General features: G+C 61.8%; 19 protein-coding genes and 1 tRNA gene. 11 read left to right on the top strand and 9 right to left on the bottom strand.

What is annotated here, in order from left to right:
• Nucleotides 1–254 precede the first annotated feature (254 nt).
• Both V8359_RS03770 and V8359_RS03775 read right to left on the bottom strand, forming a co-directional pair.
• Nucleotides 255–331: transfer RNA gene (locus tag V8359_RS03770), tRNA-Met, on the bottom strand.
• A gap of 77 nt (nucleotides 332–408) precedes the next feature.
• Entirely contained in the window at nucleotides 409–2,019 is a 1,611-nt protein-coding gene (locus tag V8359_RS03775) for a peptide chain release factor 3 (protein WP_336427371.1), read from the bottom strand.
• A gap of 132 nt (nucleotides 2,020–2,151) precedes the next feature.
• Here V8359_RS03775 and V8359_RS03780 point away from each other — a divergent pair, with 132 nt between their 5' ends.
• A complete protein-coding gene (locus V8359_RS03780) occupies nucleotides 2,152–2,379 on the top strand; it encodes a hypothetical protein (RefSeq protein ID WP_336427372.1) in 228 nt (75 codons plus the stop codon).
• Nucleotides 2,380–2,428: 49 nt separating this feature from the next.
• Nucleotides 2,429–2,680, top strand: a complete 252-nt coding sequence (locus tag V8359_RS03785) for a DUF7218 family protein (RefSeq protein ID WP_336427921.1) — start codon at nucleotides 2,429–2,431, stop codon at nucleotides 2,678–2,680.
• 4 nt (nucleotides 2,681–2,684) lie between these two features.
• Here the strand turns inward: V8359_RS03785 and V8359_RS03790 are convergent, their stop codons facing one another.
• Nucleotides 2,685–3,698, bottom strand: coding sequence for a Hint domain-containing protein (locus tag V8359_RS03790; RefSeq protein ID WP_336427373.1), 1,014 nt, complete (start codon nucleotides 3,696–3,698; stop codon nucleotides 2,685–2,687).
• Nucleotides 3,699–3,848: 150 nt separating this feature from the next.
• On the opposite strand from V8359_RS03790, the gene V8359_RS03795 reads away from it, so the two are divergent.
• The 8 genes from V8359_RS03795 (at nucleotide 3,849) to V8359_RS03830 (ending at nucleotide 10,932) form a co-directional block, all read left to right on the top strand.
• A complete protein-coding gene (locus V8359_RS03795; RefSeq protein ID WP_336427374.1) occupies nucleotides 3,849–4,628 on the top strand; it encodes an SDR family oxidoreductase in 780 nt (259 codons plus the stop codon).
• A gap of 127 nt (nucleotides 4,629–4,755) precedes the next feature.
• On the top strand, nucleotides 4,756–6,126 hold the full coding sequence (locus V8359_RS03800) for a sodium:proline symporter (RefSeq protein WP_336427376.1): 1,371 nt from the start codon (nucleotides 4,756–4,758) through the stop codon (nucleotides 6,124–6,126).
• A 103-nt stretch (nucleotides 6,127–6,229) separates the two neighbouring features.
• On the top strand, nucleotides 6,230–7,324 hold the full coding sequence (locus V8359_RS03805; protein ID WP_336427377.1) for an ABC transporter ATP-binding protein: 1,095 nt from the start codon (nucleotides 6,230–6,232) through the stop codon (nucleotides 7,322–7,324).
• The gene (locus V8359_RS03810) at nucleotides 7,321–8,085 is read left to right on the top strand and encodes an SDR family NAD(P)-dependent oxidoreductase (protein WP_336427378.1); all 765 of its coding nucleotides are present in this window, start codon (nucleotides 7,321–7,323) and stop codon (nucleotides 8,083–8,085) included. The genes V8359_RS03805 and V8359_RS03810 overlap by 4 nt, the downstream gene beginning before the upstream one ends.
• A 128-nt stretch (nucleotides 8,086–8,213) precedes the next feature.
• The gene (locus V8359_RS03815; protein WP_336427379.1) at nucleotides 8,214–8,444 is read left to right on the top strand and encodes a twin-arginine translocase TatA/TatE family subunit; all 231 of its coding nucleotides are present in this window, start codon (nucleotides 8,214–8,216) and stop codon (nucleotides 8,442–8,444) included.
• Between the two features lie 9 nt (nucleotides 8,445–8,453).
• Nucleotides 8,454–9,173 (top strand): Sec-independent protein translocase protein TatB, encoded by a 720-nt coding sequence (gene tatB, locus V8359_RS03820; RefSeq protein WP_336427380.1) that lies wholly within the window; start codon nucleotides 8,454–8,456, stop codon nucleotides 9,171–9,173.
• Nucleotides 9,170–10,090, top strand: coding sequence for a twin-arginine translocase subunit TatC (gene tatC / locus V8359_RS03825; RefSeq protein WP_336427381.1), 921 nt, complete (start codon nucleotides 9,170–9,172; stop codon nucleotides 10,088–10,090). The genes tatB and tatC overlap by 4 nt, the downstream gene beginning before the upstream one ends.
• Nucleotides 10,087–10,932 (top strand): ATP-binding protein, encoded by an 846-nt coding sequence (locus tag V8359_RS03830; RefSeq protein WP_336427382.1) that lies wholly within the window; start codon nucleotides 10,087–10,089, stop codon nucleotides 10,930–10,932. Before tatC ends, V8359_RS03830 begins: the two co-directional genes overlap by 4 nt.
• A 102-nt stretch (nucleotides 10,933–11,034) precedes the next feature.
• Here the strand turns inward: V8359_RS03830 and V8359_RS03835 are convergent, their stop codons facing one another.
• The 4 genes from V8359_RS03835 to V8359_RS03850 form a co-directional block, all read right to left on the bottom strand.
• Nucleotides 11,035–12,213, bottom strand: a complete 1,179-nt coding sequence (locus tag V8359_RS03835) for a LysM peptidoglycan-binding domain-containing M23 family metallopeptidase (RefSeq protein ID WP_336427383.1) — start codon at nucleotides 12,211–12,213, stop codon at nucleotides 11,035–11,037.
• Between the two features lie 81 nt (nucleotides 12,214–12,294).
• Nucleotides 12,295–12,954, bottom strand: coding sequence for a protein-L-isoaspartate(D-aspartate) O-methyltransferase (locus tag V8359_RS03840; protein WP_336427384.1), 660 nt, complete (start codon nucleotides 12,952–12,954; stop codon nucleotides 12,295–12,297).
• Nucleotides 12,951–13,733, bottom strand: coding sequence for a 5'/3'-nucleotidase SurE (gene surE / locus V8359_RS03845; RefSeq protein WP_336427385.1), 783 nt, complete (start codon nucleotides 13,731–13,733; stop codon nucleotides 12,951–12,953). Before surE ends, V8359_RS03840 begins: the two co-directional genes overlap by 4 nt.
• Before the next feature lie 77 nt (nucleotides 13,734–13,810).
• Nucleotides 13,811–14,461 carry an SDR family NAD(P)-dependent oxidoreductase gene (locus tag V8359_RS03850; protein WP_336427386.1) on the bottom strand — a complete coding sequence of 217 codons (651 nt, stop codon included), beginning with the start codon at nucleotides 14,459–14,461 and terminating at the stop codon, nucleotides 13,811–13,813.
• Nucleotides 14,462–14,576: 115 nt separating this feature from the next.
• Between V8359_RS03850 and V8359_RS03855 the strand changes: the two genes are divergently transcribed.
• On the top strand, nucleotides 14,577–15,143 hold the full coding sequence (locus V8359_RS03855) for a biotin transporter BioY (protein ID WP_336427387.1): 567 nt from the start codon (nucleotides 14,577–14,579) through the stop codon (nucleotides 15,141–15,143).
• Between the two features lie 65 nt (nucleotides 15,144–15,208).
• Here the strand turns inward: V8359_RS03855 and V8359_RS03860 are convergent, their stop codons facing one another.
• Together V8359_RS03860 and purF are read right to left on the bottom strand one after the other, a co-directional pair.
• Entirely contained in the window at nucleotides 15,209–15,469 is a 261-nt protein-coding gene (locus V8359_RS03860; RefSeq protein WP_336427388.1) for an amidophosphoribosyltransferase, read from the bottom strand.
• A gap of 197 nt (nucleotides 15,470–15,666) precedes the next feature.
• Entirely contained in the window at nucleotides 15,667–17,121 is a 1,455-nt protein-coding gene (gene purF, locus V8359_RS03865; protein WP_336427922.1) for an amidophosphoribosyltransferase, read from the bottom strand.
• Between the last annotated feature and the right edge of the window lie 85 nt (nucleotides 17,122–17,206).

The following is a 17,206-nucleotide window of genomic DNA, read 5'->3' on the forward strand; positions in this document are numbered from 1 at the left end:
CGCATAGCCTGTGTATCAGGGTATTGGCGGGCCACGTCACGGAAGGCCGGGCCATGACAAGAACATCCTCCGCAGGTCGGGTGGCGTGCGCCTTGGTCGGCAAAGGCAGGCCATGAGGATGGCTTCTGTCGCGCAGGTCAGACATATTGCACGACATGCCTATCACACCCATGACCATGTCACATGGCGGGCGCTTGAGGCCCGGACCGCGTATCCGACAGAACCGGTGAGACATCTGAACTTGAGTTGGGATTTGGTAGCGGAGGAGGGACTTGAACCCCCGACACGCGGATTATGATTCCGCTGCTCTAACCACCTGAGCTACTCCGCCGAAACTGCGGTGCTGATATTCCGGGCATGATCAGGGGTCAAGAGGGTTTGATCGAAAATTACCGGCCTATCAATGGATCAGCCAACCATCATTTCCTTGGTCGCCGAAAGGGTGATGTCGGGCCAGTCCCGTTCGACCCTGTCAATGTCCCATTGCAGGCGCGTGAGGTAGACAACATCGCCGTCATTATCATGGGCGATGTGCTGTTTGTTGGCCGCCGTGAACCTGTCGACCGCGTCTCGTGGTCCGGTAACCCACCGCGCGGAGGTGAATTGCGAGCCTTCAAAGCGCACGGGCAGGCCGTATTCCTGTTCGATCCGGGAGGCCAGAACCTCGAACTGAAGTGCGCCGACGACGCCCACGATGAAGCCCGAACCGAAGGAGGGTTTGAAGACCTTTGCGGCCCCTTCCTCGGCGAATTGCATCAGCGCCTTTTCAAGGTGCTTGGCCTTCATCGGATCGCCCGCACGCGCCTGTTGCAAAAGTTCGGGCGCGAAGGATGGAATGCCGGTGACGCGCAGCGCCTCGCCCTCGGTCAGGGTATCGCCGATGCGCAATTGCCCGTGGTTGGGGATGCCGATGATGTCGCCCGCCCATGCCTCTTCGGCCAATTCCCGGTCCGAGGCGAGGAAAAGCACCGGGTTGGATACCGTCATCGGCTTCTTGCTGCGCACATGGGTGAGCTTCATGCCGCGCTTGAAATGGCCCGACGCCATGCGCAGGAAAGCAACCCGGTCGCGGTGCTTGGGGTCCATATTGGCCTGCACCTTGAAGACGAAGCCCGTCACGTTCTTTTCCTCCGGCGATATTTGCCGGGACTGGGCGGATTGCGGTTGTGGTTCGGGCCCATATAGGCCGATGCCTTCCATCAGTTCCTTGACCCCGAAGGAATTGATCGCGGAGCCGAACCAGATGGGCGTCATATGTCCCTCGAGCACGGATTGCGGGTTAAGCTTGGGCAGCAGTTCGCGCGCCATCTCAACCTCTTCGCGAAGCTGATCTATCAGGTTCGCGGGCACGTGCTCGGTCAGTTTTGGATCGTCGAGTCCGGCGATCTTGATCGACTCGGCCACCTTGTTGCGGTCGGCGCGGTCCATGAGTTCAAGCCGGTCGTGCAGAATGTCGTAGCAGCCAATGAAATCGCGCCCCTGTCCGATGGGCCAAGAGGCGGGGGTGACGTCGATCGCCAGCATTTCCTGAATCTCATCGATGATCTCGAACGTGTCGCGGCTTTCGCGGTCCATCTTGTTGCAGAAGGTCAGGATCGGCAGGTCGCGCAGACGGCAAACTTCGAAAAGCTTCTGGGTCTGGCTTTCCACGCCCTTGGCACCATCAATCACCATCACCGCCGCATCGACAGCGGTCAGGGTGCGATAGGTGTCTTCCGAGAAATCCGAGTGGCCGGGCGTGTCGACAAGATTGAAGCGGAAAGTCTTGAAATCAAACGACATGGCCGAGGCCGAGACGGAAATGCCTCGGTCCTTTTCCATCTGCATGAAATCCGAACGCGTGCGCCGTGCCTCGCCCTTGGCGCGGACTTGTCCGGCCATCTGGATCGCGCCCCCGTAAAGAAGAAATTTCTCGGTCAGCGTCGTCTTGCCGGCATCCGGGTGCGAGATGATCGCAAAGGTGCGGCGGCGCGCGATCTCGGGCGGCAGGGCGGGGCGGTTTGAAGCGGTGTCAAGCATACGCCCGCTATAGAGGCAGAGGCGGGGGCACGCAATATCGTGCGCGGCCCTTCCCCCGGGCTGTGCGAGAGGGGCGGAACCGGGGGAAGATCCGCGCGTTGTGACAAGATGAACGTGTAAATGGAGGTTGCTATGACATCATCCAAGAAAACCGAGAAGAAAACCGCGGACAAGAAAGCCAGCGACAAGACCGTGGCGAAGCCGGACAACCCGGTCAAACCCGAAGATCCGTTTGGCAAACCCGCGAAAGGCGAAGAGTGGAATCGCGAATCCATGCAGACCGCCATGCGCAAACCCGCCTACAAGACCGACGACGGGAAAACCGCAAAGAAACAGGTGGACGACCTCAAGGATGATTGATGCGGCGCGTTGCCGCAAATCGCGCATATCAGAGGAGAGGGACGTGTCGATGCCCAACCCGAGTATCAAGGACGAAGACACCTATCAGTCTTTGCGAGAGAAGGGCTATTCCGAAGAGAAGGCCGCGCGCATTGCCAATGCACAGGCGGATCGCTCCATGTCGCCCTCGCAAAAGGGCGGAAAACATCCGCCCTATGAGGAGTGGACGAAAGAAGAGCTCCTTGAGAAGGCCAAAGATGTGGGTGTGGAAGGGCGCAGCGAGATGTCGAAAGACGCGCTGATCAAGGCGCTGCGCGGTTGAGACGTCAGAGCGTGGAGGCGCGTTTGAGAAGCATCGCGGCGTCGGGATGCGAGAGCAGCTTTTCGGAAACCTCGAAGTCCAGATGGGCGCGCGGGGCATGACCCGGCAGCGCGCGGGCCAGCGCGGCGTCGATATCGTCGGGAAGTGCTGCGCGATTGCGCGTATCGACAAACAGCGTTTCCGCGGCGATGCCTTCGGCATAGATGATCTGATGTTCGTCAAAGAGAATTTGGAAGTAGTCCATGAAACCGCCATCCTGTTGAATGATGGTGGTTCCGTTTACCAAATGACGCGCCCGCACGAGAAGTTCGTGCCGCCCCGCACCAAGAGCATCCGAGCGTTGGTAGATAAAGAGCCTGTGATCGGGGCTGACATGTAGGTCATTTGAATTGTTGAGCGCGCCAGCGCGGATGCAGATCGGTGCGAAACTCCCGATGGCCCGCACCGTCGAGGCCCCGATCCAACGCACGGTCTGAGGCCCGTCATCACGGGTGAGAACGCGGTCGCCGATATGCAGATCCTCGATCGGGGTCTGTGCGCCCGAGGCCATGGTGATGCGCGTGCCGCGCGAAAACGAGACGCAGGCCACCTGCGCGAATTTGGTGCGGGCGTTTTCAGTGTCGATGCCGACAAGGGTATATTCGGTCTTGGGCTCAAGCGGGGCGAGGGGCAAGGCATAGACATCGGCCACGTCATCGCGCTCATCCACTTCGACCATCACCAGAAGCTCTTGGGTGGCGCCGCGGCTGGACATGAAGGTCAGGCAACTGTCGAGGAATATCCGTTGGCCGGGTTGTCCGGCACGGGTATCTTCCGCAACGACAAAACTGCTGTCGCCACTGGTTTCGAGGGATAACCGAACCGGGGTTGCCCCGCTGCGCAGTTCATAGGTGTCATCAAGGTCAAGTTCGACCGCGAAAGAGATGGAGTCGCCCAGATTGGCTCCGTTCACCACATTGAACAAAGCCGACCGATAGACCGGCAGGGATTGTATCAGGGCGGGTTTTGAGTCGGACATCACACACTCTTTCCGGATCAGACCGGGACACGGGACGCTCATCGGCTATCGCGACATTGTGGCGGCTTCACGACGTCTTGCTGGTCATTTGCTGGCATTGCCGCGCGAATCAGTTAAGCCAGTATGAGAAAATTCTGGGAGGATCAGTATATGAATTTCGGACTTAAGGGCAAAAGGGCATTGGTTTGCGCATCGAGCCGGGGCCTCGGACTTGGCTGTGCGCGGGCCCTCGCGGAAGAGGGTGCCGATCTGGTGATGAATGCGCGGGGTCAAAGTGTGCTCGAAGACGCGGCCCAGACCATCCGCGACGAATTTGGCGTTCAGGTCGAGACCGTGGCGACCGATGTCACCACCGAAGAAGGCCGGGCTTCGTTGCTGAAAGCCGCCGAGGGCGTTGATATTCTTGTCACCAACGCCGGCGGACCGCCTCCCGGCATGTGGCATGACTGGGACCGTGAAGATTTCATTCGTGCGCTCGATGCCAACATGCTCGCGCCGATCGCGCTGATGAAGGCGCTCTTGCCGGGAATGATGGACCGGGGATGGGGCCGGGTGGTCAACATCACCTCACAGTCGGTCAAGGCGCCTGTTCCGGTTCTGGGTCTGTCGAACTCGGCGCGCGCGGGCCTGACCGGTTACGTGGCCGGCACGTCGCGTCAGGTGGCGGGATCGGGTGTCACGATCAACAACCTTCTGCCGGGCATTCATGACACCGACCGCGCCGAGGCGCTGGACCGGGGGGTGAGCGAAAAGGAGGGTATCAGCATGGAAGAGGCGCGTGCCAACCGCTGTGCCACGATCCCCACAGGCCGCTATGGCACGGCAGATGAATTTGGCGCGGCCTGTGCGTTTTTGTGCAGCCAGCACGCGGGGTTCATTGTCGGACAGAATATCCTGCTTGATGGCGGCGCGGTGAACGCCACGCTCTAGCCACGTCACCGGGTCACGATTGGCGGCGGTCGTGATGATCACAAGCGCGTTGGTGCGGTGTCATATCAGTAGGCAGCCCCGTTTTGGACTGCTATGGCCAGTGGCGTAATAGCCAAGGAAGAGTTCCATGCAAGCTGCCGCCATTGTTGCCATTTTCGGCCTGATCATTCTTGCGTCGCTTCTCGTGGTACCACGCCGCGCCACGGTTGATGGCTTCTTCGGCGGGGCCGCCACAGATGGCCGCGCGCCGGGGCTTTGGATGCTTGTTCTGAGCCAGGTGACGACGTGGATTTTCGCGCGGTCGCTGATGAACTCGGCAATTCTGGGCTACTATTACGGGATCTGGGGCACGCTGGCCTATGCCGCCTATTATGGCAGTTTCCTAAGCGGTGGGTTCATTGTGGGGCGGTTGCGCGAAACCGGCGCCGGATCGGTTCAGGACTGGCTGAGCGCGCGGTTCGGAACCACGGGCACCGCCTGTTACAATCTTGTCATCGCGTTGCGGCTCCTGAGTGAGGTCTTTGCCAATCTGCTTGTCGTGGGGCTAATCTTTGCGGCCGCCCTCCCCGAAGTGGCGCTGGCGCGGGAGGGGGCCATCCTTGTCGTAGCGTGCCTTGGACTGGCCTATAGCGCGTGGGGCGGTCTGAGTGCCGCCCTCAGGACGGACGTGCTTCAGATGGTGGTATTCCTTGGCGTCTTTTGCGCCGCTCTGATCGCTTTGATCCTGAGCCCCGGTTTTGAAATTGGCGCGGTTCTGACCGCGCCGGGGGTTGCGGGAGCGTGGAACGGCCAAGTTCTTTTGCTGGTGGCGCTTTTGCAGGTCTTTTCCTATCCCGCGCATGACCCGGTGATGATGGACCGTGGGTTTGTGGCGGATGCGCGCACAACACGCGCCTCGTTCCTGCACGCCTTCTGGATTTCGACGCTCTGCATCATCGGATTCGGCTTTTTCGGTATTCAGGCCGGCCTGATCGGGGCGGAATACGAGGGCGAACTTCTGGGCACGTGGGCGGCGATGTTTCCCCCGTGGCTTTATGTTGCGCTTCTGGTGTCGTTGTTGGTCTCGGCGCTCAGCACACTTGATTCGGCGTTGGCGAGCGCGGCGCGCCTTGTGGTCGAGGAATGGCGGCTGGGCACACGCAACCTTGGTGCGGGACGCGTGGCCATGATCGTGTTCATGGCGCTTGGGGCGGTGCTGACTTTATGGGGGAACCGGACATTGTTCGATGCGGTGGCGGTGAGCGGCACCGCCAGCATGTTCCTCACCCCGGTCCTGATCGTCGGTCTGGTGATGGGGCGTCGGATCGCGCTTTGGTCGTATCTCGTGGCGTTCGGCGCGGCGATGGCGGGGGCCGCGGCCTATTTCGGCCGGGCGGGCGCGTTCTGGGCCGCGATCCTGCCGGAAGGGCACAAATATGAGCAATTGTTGATCATTTGCGCCGTGGTGCTGATCGTGGGGTTTGGTGCGGTGCTGGCCGGGGCGCGGCGCGCGCGCTGAACCTCGGTCCTTCGCAGGCTATTGCACCGGCGCGGGGAGGTTGCTATCCCGCGTCGATACCCCAAGTCCGATGAAATTTATCGGGTAACACGGCGAGGCCTCGGTGGACGCATCCGTTCCCAGACTGGAAATTCGGAACCTGACGCGCCGCTATGATGGCCGCGTCGTGGTCGATGACCTGTCCTTCAAGGTGATGGCAGGGCAGGTGACTTGTCTGCTGGGGCCATCGGGATGCGGAAAATCCACCACCTTGCGGCTGATCGCCGGTGTCGAGATGCAGGACGCGGGCGAAATCTGGGTCGATGGGCGGCTGATCTGTGACACCGTCTTTCGTGTCCCGCCCGAGCGTCGGCAGATCGGCCTGATGTTTCAGGATTTCGCGTTGTTTCCACACCTCAGCGTTGCCGACAACGTGGCGTTCGGGCTGAGCGGGGATCGGGCGGCACAAAGCGCCCGCGTGAGCGAGCTGCTTGAGCGTGTCGGGCTTGGAACTTATGGCACGAAATACCCCCATGAGCTTTCGGGTGGGGAGCAACAGCGCGTGGCGCTGGCGCGGGCGCTGGCGCCGTCGCCGTCGATCATGCTGATGGACGAGCCTTTTTCGGGGCTCGACAACCGGCTGCGCGACGGCATCCGCGACGAAACGCTCGACATTCTGCGCGAACAGGGCACCGCGGTTCTTCTGGTCACACATGAACCCGAAGAGGCGATGCGCATGGCCGATGAAATCGCGCTGATGCGGGGTGGCCGGATCGTGCAGATGGGCGCGCCTTACAATATCTACAACGCGCCGGTGGATCGTGAGTGCGTGGCCTTTTTCTCGGATGTGAACGTGATCCGGGGCCGGGTTCAGGGCGCGCTGACGCAGACCGCGTTCGGGCAGTTCTTCACACCCGGCGTTGACGACGGGCGCGAGGTCGAGATCGTGATCCGCCCGCAGCACGTCAAGATCGACTTCGACAGGAACGGACGCGGCCCGAACCCCACCATGGCCGAGGGCACGCCGGTGCGCGGTACGGTGGTGCGGGCGCGGTTCATGGGTAACGAGAGCCTTGTCGAGTTTCGCATGGACCATGACGGCTCGGTGATGCGCGCGACCGTGCCCAACGTTTTCCTGCCAAGTCCGGGCAACGCGCTTTGGTTGATGATGCGGCGGGATAAGTGTTTTGTGTTCCCGGTAGAGGAGGCTGAGGGATGAGCGATCTGACGGGAAAGCATGCCGTGGTAACGGGCGGTGCGGGTGGCATCGGCCTTGCCTGTGCCGAGGGGCTCGCACAGGCAGGCGCACACGTGACCATCACCGACACGAGCGAAGAGAAATGCCAAAGGGGCCGCGAACTTCTGGCCGAAGCGGGGTGCCCGGTGCAAAGCATGGCATTCGACGTGAGCGACCGGGCGGCCTGTGAGGCGGCCTTTGCACGGATCGAGACGGCGGGCGGAGCCGATATCCTTGTGACGTCGGCCGCCATCGTCAAGCCGGCCCGCATCCTCGATTTTGATCCCGATGATTGGAACCGCATTCTTGACGTGAACCTGACCGGCACGTTTCATTGCGCGCAATTGGCCGGGCGGCAGATGGTTGCGAAAGGCTGGGGCCGGATTATCACGATGTCGTCGGTCAACGGTCAGATCGCAAATATCGGGCGCGGCGCCTATTCCTGCACCAAGGGCGGTGTGGACATGCTCACCCGGCTTCTCGCGGCGGAACTGGGCGATCAGGGCGTCACCGCGAACGCGATCGCGCCGATCCCTGTGGACACGCCCATGATACGCGAGGCCCATGGGCCGGAAGATCGCGCGCTTTGGCATGCGCAAACGCCCAATCCGCGCTATGCCCGGCCCCGGGAAGTGGCCGATGCGGTCTGTTTTTTGGCGTCTGAGAAGGCGGCGTTTGTCAACGGCCACATTCTCAATATAGATGGTGGGTTCATGGCCGCGGGGATTCTGCCACGGGGGTGAAAGCGAAAATCGGCGATTCCTGCGCGGAATTCCGCATTCGTTCTTTCACATCCCGCACGAAGCGCATAGATACATAGGGCGAAAAATCCGGGCCGGGACGAGACGGGCCTGAAACTGGGAGACTTGTAATGCTGAACAATATCGGCCTACCGGGCATTCTTTTGATTGCCGTTGTGGTGTTGGTGCTCTTTGGACGGGGCAAGATCTCGTCCTTGATGGGTGAGGTGGGCAAAGGCATCACCTCGTTCAAGAAGGGTATCAGCGAGAGCAGCAAAGAGCTTGAGGACGAAGGCGACGAGACCGCAGAGACCGACACGGCCCGCGACGTGACGCCTGACAAAGACAAGACCAAGGTCTGAGCGACGTAGATGTTGGACCTTGGCTGGACCGAGTTGCTGGTCATCGGCATCGTGGCGCTTATCGTCGTGGGGCCCAAGGATTTGCCCGGAATGTTCCGCACCGTGGGACAGTTCGTTGGCAAGGCCAAGGGTATGGCCCGCGACTTCAGCCGCGCGATGAATGACGCCGCCGATGACGCGGGCATAAGCGATGTGCAAAAGACGCTCAAAGCGGCGTCGCGTCCGCTCAATTCCGCGATGGACAGCGTCAAGAAAGCCTCGGACGACTTTACCCAGCAGACCATGCAGAGCGGCAAGCCCAAGGGCGACAAGCCCAAGACCGAAACGACCGAGACCAAACCCGAGGTCGAGGCCGAAGCGGTCGCCAAGGAGCCCGCAAAAGGCGCCGCGAAGCCTGCCTCTGCCAAGGCCACGACGAAAACACCGGCCAAATCGGGCGCCACCTCCAAGGCTGGCAGCGGGGGCGACAAATCCACGGCGAAGACAACGCCCGCCAAAAAGCCCGCGACCACCAAAAAGCCCGCAGCCGCCAAGAAACCGGCAGCCGGTAAGGCCAGCGGCACATCGACGGCGAAAAAAGCGCCGGCGAAGACACAGACAAGTTCGGCCAAGCCCAAGACGACGGCATCCAAGCCCGCCGCCCAGAAGGCTGCGCCCAAGACGGCCGCGCCAAAGAAGGCGTCACCGAAGAAAACCGCGGACAAGCCCGCCTCCGGGAATAAGGCATGAGCCAGAGCGACACCCACCCCGACGAAATCGAAGACAGTGCCGCGCCGCTGATCGAGCATCTCACCGAGTTGCGCAAGCGACTGATCCGTTGTGTCGTGGCCTTTCTGATCGGGATGGTGATCTGTTTCACGGTCGCCACGCCGATCTTCAACTTCCTGACGGCACCGCTTTGCCAAGTGTTGGCCGAGCGCGGACAGGATTGTGACCTGATTTTCATCAGCCCGCAGGAGGGGTTCTTTGTTGCGATCAAGGTCTCGCTTCTGGGGGGCTTTATTCTGGCCTTTCCGTATCTGGCTAATCAGATGTGGCGGTTCGTGGCGCCGGGGCTCTATAAATCCGAGAAGGGAGCCTTTCTGCCCTTTCTTTTGGCCTCGCCCTTCATGTTCTTTCTCGGGGCCTCGTTCGCCTTTTATGTCGTGACGCCGCTGGCTTATGACTTCTTCTTGGGGTTTCAGCAGTTTGGACAGGAAGGTGAGGCCGTTGCCACCGGTGATCCACAAAATGCCGCGCCGCTCAGCGTGGTGTTTCAGGGGTCGGCGCAAGAATATCTCAACCTGACGATCAAGTTTATCGTCGCGTTCGGCCTGTGCTTTCAGCTGCCCGTGCTGCTTACCTTGATGGGCAAGGCCGGGCTGGTGACCGCGCCGGGGCTGAGGGCTGTGCGGAAATACGCGGTTGTGGGTATTCTGCTGCTGGCTGCGCTGGTCACACCGCCGGATGTCATCACGCAAATCATTCTGTTTGTCGTTGTTTACGGCCTTTACGAAATCTCGATCCATCTTGTTGCCCGTGTCGAGCGTAAGCGAGAGGAAAGGCTACGTGCCGAAGGGCTGTGGTTCGATGACGACGATGAAGACGAAGGCGAACTTGGCGCGCATCCCGATGAGGAAGACGAGGCCGAGGGCCGGAATACATGACCGACCCGATGGAGCGTATAGCGGCGGCGCTGGAACGGATGGCGCCGGCCCCGCTGCAGGCCCCTGATTTCGGCGCGGCCGAGGCCTTCGTCTGGCATGTCGAGCCTGATCGCCTCGCACCGGTCGAGACGGTGAACCGGGTGGATATGTCCCTTCTTCTGGGTATCGATCGGGCCCGTGATACGCTCTTGGAAAATACCCGCCATTTCGCGCTCGGATTGCCCGCCAACAACGCGCTTCTTTGGGGCGCGCGGGGTATGGGGAAATCCAGCCTTGTGAAAGCTGTGCATGCGGCGGTTCGGGACGAGGGGCATGACGCCCTCAAGATTGTCGAGCTTCAGCGCGAAGATCTTCCCAGCGTCGGTCGGCTCTTGTCGCTGTTGCGGAAAAGTCAGGCGCGATTCTTGCTGTTCTGCGATGATCTCTCCTTTGGTCACGATGATCAGCATTACAAATCGCTCAAAGCGGTTCTTGACGGGGGCATCGAAGGCAGGCCGGAGAACGTCGTATTCTATGCCACGTCGAACCGCCGGCACCTGATGCCGCGCGACATGATCGAGAACGAACGCTCGTCGGCCATCAACCCGAGCGAAGCGGTCGAGGAGAAGGTGTCACTGAGTGATCGGTTCGGGCTTTGGCTTGGCTTCCACGCTTGCGATCAGGATCGCTATCTCGCCATGATCCGGGGCTATTGCGACGCCCATGGTATCGAGATTGACGATGACACGCTGCGCACCGAGGCGATCGAATGGCAGGCCACCCGGGGCGCGCGGTCGGGCCGTGTGGCGTGGCAGTATTTCACCGATCTGGCCGGGCGCCGGGGTGTGCCGGTCGCAACCTGATCCCGCGGCATTCATTCGGTTCTAAGCACCCCAAAGCGGGCAGGGCCGCGCCATCGGTGCGCCGCCCATCTATTCGGGCGCCGAACCGGATGAACAGCGCGATCAGTTGGTCAGGTAGGGCATCGGATCAAGACTGTCGAACCCGTCGCGCACTTCGAAATGGACGGCCGAGGAATCGGAGCTACGCGCCTTGGCAAGGGTCTGCCCGCGTGACACGTTCTGACCTGTCGAGACGCCGACATTGTCGACGTTTGAATAGACCGTCAGCAGATTGTTGGCGTGTTTTACAACCACGATCGGCGTGCCGTTCGTATCTTCGGTGATCGCCGCGACCACGCCGCTATCGGCGGCCTTCACGGCATCGCCGGGGCTGGCTGCGATGTCGATGCCGTCATTCTTGCCCTTCGAATATGCGCGGATGATGTCGCCCTTGACCGGGAAGGCCATGCGCGTCGGCTTGGCGGTGGACGTGCTTTGTTCCTTGCTCAGGTCAGGGGCATCGCCGGGGTCATCCTCGGGCTTGTCGAGCGTGCTGACCGCGACGGTGTCTTCCTCGGGGAGTGGCTTGGCGGCACTGGGCGGTTCGGGGGTGGGAGACCCGTTCCCCGGGGCATCGCTTGGATCGAACTTGGCTTGGGTTTCGCCGGGCAGGGCCACGGGAATCAGAAGATATTGCCCCTCGCGGACGGCGAAATCGGGGCCAAGGCCGTTCCAGTCGGCAAGGCTGCGAATCGACACGTTGTAAAGACGCGCGATCGTATAGGCGGTTTCGCCGCGGGCGACCTTGTGGCGCGTCGGCTCGACGCCGCTGGTGCCCTTGGGCAAGGGTGTCGTCTCGATCTCTGCGGTCGAAGCGTCGGCCCGCTCAATGGCGTTTCCGGCAATGCTTTCGATGTCGACGCCACCGGGTTTGATCGGGCCGCCCGCGGGCTCTGCCACGCGCTCGGGCAGGGCGATCACTTCGCCTTCGCGCAGGCCGTCGCCGGGTTTGATCCCGTTGTAGCGCGCGAGACGGTCCGCATCGGCCCCGATCCGGTCGGCAAGGCTTTGAAGTGTATCGCCGCGCCGCGCCACCGCGACCTGATAACCGGGATACGAGATGATTCCACGGGCGTCGGGCTCGGGGCGTTCGGCGGTAGCCTGCCGTGCGGCTTCGGCGGTGCCGCCGCTGCTGTTGCCGCGCAGGTCGAGATCGAAGGGTTCGCTACAGGCCGTCAGCGTCAGGCAGGCCATGCCAGCCACGATCACCGCTGGTCTCGATCGGAATTTCATTGCTCGCATCCTCACTTGTCGGCCCGTCGGTGCGGGCGTGCCTCGTGTTGTTCCGGGTGGCAGCACAGGTCGCGTGCCAACTCCGCTCTCTCATCCTTCGTCACGGCCCAGCCCCTCGAGCAGGGGCACGAACCGGACCGGCATCAGTTCGTCATAGTCGAAGCCTGTTTCATGGCGCGTTACCCTGATCAGGCTTTGCACCGCATCCGACTGTCCCACCGGCAGAACCATGATACCGCCGATTTTGAGCTGCGCCAATAGGGGCCCCGGCGGGTCTTCGGCGGCGGCGGTCACGATGATCCGGTCAAAAGGTGCCTGTTCGGGGAGTCCGAAGCTACCGTCAACGCTGCGACAGGTGATGTTGGTCAGGTCAAGTTCGCGGAAAAGCTCGGACGCTTCGCGCACGAGACGCTTGTGACGGTCGACGGTATAGACGCGCCGCGCAAGCAAACTGAGGATCGCGGCCTGATAGCCTGAGCCGGTGCCGATTTCGAGCACCGTGTCGCGTGGACTGATCCTGAGGGCCTGTGTCATCATGCCGACGACCGAAGGTTGCGAAATGGTCTGACCGCAGGCAATGGGCAGGGGCGTGTCGTCATAGGCGCGCGCCGAAAAGTAGCCGCGCACAAACGGCGCGCGGTCGATCTTCTCCATCGCCTCGAGCACGCGTTTATCCGTCACCCCGCGAGAGCGTAGCGCGAACAGGAACTGCATCTTGCGTTCAGCGGTATCGGATGATCTGTCGGTCATTCGATGGCCTTGAGCGCCTCCAGAGTGTCATGCGCCGTGAGGTCGGCGCGCATCGGTGTCACCGAGATATAGCCCGCGAGGTTCACATCGGCGTCCGATCCGGGGGCTGTCGGTTGTTGTTGCGGCGCGCCTGTGACCCAGAGGAACCGACGCCCGGATGGCGAAAGCTGTGGTTTGACGCCGAAGCCCATGTCGCGGCGAAAGCCCTGACGGGCGGCGCGCGTGCCCTTGACCTGTGCGCCGGGGACGGGCGGAAAGTTCACGTTGAAAAAGATGCCGTAATCGTCATTGCCCCACAGATCGGCGTCGAGGATGGCGCGGCAGGTGGCGACACCATGCTGGCGCGCGGCTTCCCACTTGTCCTCGAGGTCGGTGTTGCCGGGGCCGTAGAACTGGCTTAGCGCGATGGCCGGCAGACCCTGAAGGGCGGCTTCCATCGCGGCCCCCACGGTGCCGGAATAGACCGCGTTCTCGGCCGAGTTGTTGCCCCGGTTCACCCCCGACAGGACAAGATCGGGGGGCGTGTCCTTCATCACGTCGTGGAGCGCCGCAAGAACACAATCTGCGGGGCTTCCTTGTGCGGCGAAGCGGCGCGGGGCCAATTCCGAGATCATCATCGGATGGGTGAACGAAATGCAGTGAGCGACCCCAGACTGTTCAAAGGCGGGTGCAACGGTCCAGACCTCGCCATCGGGCCCTGCAAGCTCATCGGCGATGGCTTGCATCACTTCGAGTCCCGGCGCGTTGATGCCGTCGTCATTGGTGATGAGAATGCGCATGCCTGTCCCCTTGGGTTCCTACTGATATCGCTCTTTGTGTCTATCGGTGTGGTGCGCTTGCGGCAAGCGCCCGCCCCTCAGAAAAGCCCGTCTAGAAGCCGCGTCGCTTCGTCCCGCGGGGAGGTGAGGGCATCGCGGTCTTCGCCGGGATGAAACCGCGCACGGGTGGCCGTGGGCATCGCGCGTGGCTCAAGGATGCAGACACGCGGGCCGGTGCGCATGGTCTCGGCCTGCCAACTGCGCGCCAAGGCGATCTGGGCGGCCTTGGTGGCACCATAGGCGCCATAGAATTTCTCGCCCGCGTGGGGGTCATCGAAAAAGAGCGCGGTGCCAGCCTCTCCCAGAAGCGGAGCCATGAACGGGATGAGAACCGAAGTCGCGGTGACGTTGGTGGCCAGCGATTTCTCCATGTCCCGCGCATCAAGATGCGACGTGGGCGCGAGCGGCGCGGCGTGGATGGCGGTATGCACCCAGACATCGACGTGCCCCCAACGGTCATAGACCGAACGACAGAGCTGTGCCATCGCGTCGGCGTTGCCGATATCCATCGGCGCCAGCGTGGCGTTGCCGCCCTTGGCCTTGATCCGGTCATCAAGCTCTTCGAGCGCGCCCACGGTGCGGGCTACGGCGATAACGTGGTGCTCGGGGGCCAGCGCTTCGGCCAGTGCCGCACCCAAGCCGCGAGATGCGCCTGTGACCAGCGCGAGTTTGGTATCCTGATGCGTCATGCCGAGGAAATCCCACCCGATGGCTCATTAATCAAGGTCATTCCTTGACTTTTTCGCCGGTGCAGCGAAAAAGTCGGTCGATGAATGAACCGCAGTCGAAAAGGACATGGGACAAATGAGTGACAGAGTTCTCGGAAAGGCCATTCTTGGTCAGGCGACACTTCTCAAATCGGCCGGGCTCGTCCTTGGCGGCACGCTGATCATCGCCATGGCGGCGCAGGCGAGTGTCGGCTGGCCCGTACCCATGTCGCTTCAGACGTTGGCGATCCTCGTGGTCGGCCTGACCTTCGGGTCGCGTCTTGGGGCGATCACGCTGGTGGCGTATCTCGCGCAGGGCGCGATGGGTCTGCCGGTCTTTGCCAACGCCCATTCGGCGGCCGCGCTCGTGGGGCCGACGGCCGGGTTCCTCTACGGGTTCGTCGGCATGGCGTTCCTGGCCGGTCTGGCGGCAGAAAAAGGTCTGACGCGCGGCATCGTCTCGACCGCGCTGGTGGGCATGGTAATTTCGCTTCTGCTTTACATCCCCGGCCTTGCATGGCCCGCGCTTGTCATGGGCAAGACCCTGCCCGAGCTTTGGGGCGGCTGGATGGCGCCCTTCCTGCTGGGCGATGTGGTCAAGGCCGTGATCGCGGCAATGATCGTTTGGGGTGGCTGGAAGGCGCTTGAGGCCCGTAAGGGGTAAGCTTTCACCCTACAAACATGCAAAACGCCGACCTTCGGGTCGGCGTTTTTTTTCTGCTGATCGGGTCAGCCGGTCGGCAGTGTGAGGGTGTCCGCCTGTCCGTTGCGCATCAGGACCACAAGCCCGGAATTGATCGCGACAACCTGTTTCCGGTCTACCGTGTCGCCCAACGTGACCTTCTCGATTCTACCGGAGCGATGGCGGATAAGCGCCTCGGGCCGGGGTTTGATGAAGGTGCCCACAAGGGTGAGATCACGCAGTGACAGCGCGCCCTTGTTGGTGGCGGCTTGGGTCACTTTTGCAGGGGTTCGCGTGCCGTCGGCCATGATCTGTCCGTCTCCCGTTTTTCTGCCGCATCATGCGGTTGAGGTCGGGCAGATACGGCAGGCTTCAGGCAGAAGAAAGCGGTGAAAAACGGATCAGCAAGATTGCGCCGCAACGCAGCAAAAAAGGAGCGCGACACCGCTCATTCCGATGTCGCGCGCGCTTATGTCACGGGAGGCGTCCCAACTTGACGCCGGAGCTATTCGGCGGCGGTCTTGAGCACGAATCCCTTTTTGATCTGGTCCGAAGGTTCGACCGGGTATTCGCCTGAGAAACATGCATCGCAATATTGTGGGCACTCGGGTTTGCGGCCACCGGATTCGCCCACGGCACGATACAGCCCGTTGAGCGAAATGAACTTGAGGCTGTCGACCGCCAGGTGCTCACACATCTCGTCCTCGGACATGGTAGCGGCGAGAAGTTTGTCCCGTTCGGGTGTGTCGACCCCGTAGAAACAGGGCCACGCGGTGGGCGGCGAGGCAATGCGGAAGTGAACCTCCTTGGCGCCGGCATCGAGGATCATTTCCTTGATCTTGCGCGAGGTGGTGCCACGCACGACGCTGTCATCCACGAGGATCACGCGCTTACCCTCGATCAGGGCGCGGTTCACATTGAGCTTGAGCCGAACGCCCATGTTGCGGATCTGCTCGGTCGGCTCGATGAACGTGCGGCCCATATACTGGTTGCGGATGATGCCCATCGCATAGGGAATGCCGCTTTCGTGACTATAGCCGATTGCTGCGGGTGTGCCTGAATCCGGGACCGGGCAGACAAGGTCGGCATCGACGGGCGCTTCGCGGGCAAGTTCGATCCCGATCTGGTGGCGGGTCTCATAGACAGAGCGGCCACCGATAATGGAGTCAGGACGCGAGAAATACACATGCTCGAAGATGCAGAAGCGCGAGTTGGCGGGGCGGAAGGGTTTGCGGCTGTCGACACCAGCTTCGGTGATGACAACCATCTCGCCCGGTTCGATTTCGCGTACGAACCGCGCGCCGATGATGTCGAGCGCGCATGTCTCGGAACTCAGCACCCAGCCATCGCCGATCTGGCCCAGAACAAGCGGGCGCACACCCAGCGGATCACGCACGCCGATAAGCTTGGTCCGGGTCATGGCCACGACTGAAAACGCGCCTTCGACCCGACGCAACGCATCCTCCATCCGGTCGGGAATGGTTTTCTGAAGCGAGCGAGCCATCAGGTGAATGATACATTCGCTGTCCGAGTTCGACTGAAAGATCGAGCCGCGCTCGATCAGTTCGCGGCGAAGCGCCTCGGCGTTGGTGATGTTGCCGTTATGCGCGATGGCGGCGCCGCCCATGGCGAACTCACCAAAGAAGGGTTGCACATCACGGATAACGGGAGCCTTGCCACCGGCGGTCGAGTAACGCACGTGGCCGATGGCAAGTGGGCCGGGCAGTGTCTCCATCAACGATTGCTTGGTGAAATTGTCGCGCACATAGCCAAAACGACGGGCGTTGTTGAACCCGTGATCGGGATGGTAGCAGACGATGCCGCCGGCCTCCTGTCCGCGATGCTGAAGCGCGTGCAGCCCGAGAGCTACGAAATTTGCGGCGTCGGTTACACCGATAACGCCGAAAACGCCGCATTCCTCCTTGAGTTTGTCATCGTCGAAGGGATGGGCGGGGGGCATCTGGCGGGACAAGGGCAGCTCCGAATCCGTTGCGCGATCTGGTGTCCGGTTTACGCCGGATCACCGGGTGTGTCACGAAACTATC

The organism is Roseovarius sp. E0-M6 (genome assembly GCF_037083845.1).
GTDB lineage: Bacteria > Pseudomonadota > Alphaproteobacteria > Rhodobacterales > Rhodobacteraceae > Roseovarius.

Excerpts from the sequence above, each read along its gene's own strand:
- surE (WP_336427385.1), bottom strand. The coding sequence starts at position 13,733 with ATGCGCATTCTCATCACCAATGACGACGGCATCAACGCGCCGGGACTC.
- V8359_RS03790 (WP_336427373.1), bottom strand. The coding sequence starts at position 3,698 with ATGTCCGACTCAAAACCCGCCCTGATACAATCCCTGCCGGTCTATCGG.
- V8359_RS03780 (WP_336427372.1), top strand. The coding sequence starts at position 2,152 with ATGACATCATCCAAGAAAACCGAGAAGAAAACCGCGGACAAGAAAGCC.
- V8359_RS03810 (WP_336427378.1), top strand. The coding sequence starts at position 7,321 with ATGAGCGATCTGACGGGAAAGCATGCCGTGGTAACGGGCGGTGCGGGT.
- V8359_RS03785 (WP_336427921.1), top strand. The coding sequence starts at position 2,429 with ATGCCCAACCCGAGTATCAAGGACGAAGACACCTATCAGTCTTTGCGA.
- V8359_RS03815 (WP_336427379.1), top strand. The coding sequence starts at position 8,214 with ATGCTGAACAATATCGGCCTACCGGGCATTCTTTTGATTGCCGTTGTG.
- V8359_RS03835 (WP_336427383.1), bottom strand. The coding sequence starts at position 12,213 with ATGCGAGCAATGAAATTCCGATCGAGACCAGCGGTGATCGTGGCTGGC.
- V8359_RS03830 (WP_336427382.1), top strand. The coding sequence starts at position 10,087 with ATGACCGACCCGATGGAGCGTATAGCGGCGGCGCTGGAACGGATGGCG.
- V8359_RS03840 (WP_336427384.1), bottom strand. The coding sequence starts at position 12,954 with ATGACCGACAGATCATCCGATACCGCTGAACGCAAGATGCAGTTCCTG.
- purF (WP_336427922.1), bottom strand. The coding sequence starts at position 17,121 with ATGCCCCCCGCCCATCCCTTCGACGATGACAAACTCAAGGAGGAATGC.
- tatB (WP_336427380.1), top strand. The coding sequence starts at position 8,454 with ATGTTGGACCTTGGCTGGACCGAGTTGCTGGTCATCGGCATCGTGGCG.
- V8359_RS03800 (WP_336427376.1), top strand. The coding sequence starts at position 4,756 with ATGCAAGCTGCCGCCATTGTTGCCATTTTCGGCCTGATCATTCTTGCG.
- V8359_RS03795 (WP_336427374.1), top strand. The coding sequence starts at position 3,849 with ATGAATTTCGGACTTAAGGGCAAAAGGGCATTGGTTTGCGCATCGAGC.
- V8359_RS03850 (WP_336427386.1), bottom strand. The coding sequence starts at position 14,461 with ATGACGCATCAGGATACCAAACTCGCGCTGGTCACAGGCGCATCTCGC.
- V8359_RS03855 (WP_336427387.1), top strand. The coding sequence starts at position 14,577 with ATGAGTGACAGAGTTCTCGGAAAGGCCATTCTTGGTCAGGCGACACTT.
- tatC (WP_336427381.1), top strand. The coding sequence starts at position 9,170 with ATGAGCCAGAGCGACACCCACCCCGACGAAATCGAAGACAGTGCCGCG.
- V8359_RS03860 (WP_336427388.1), bottom strand. The coding sequence starts at position 15,469 with ATGGCCGACGGCACGCGAACCCCTGCAAAAGTGACCCAAGCCGCCACC.
- V8359_RS03775 (WP_336427371.1), bottom strand. The coding sequence starts at position 2,019 with ATGCTTGACACCGCTTCAAACCGCCCCGCCCTGCCGCCCGAGATCGCG.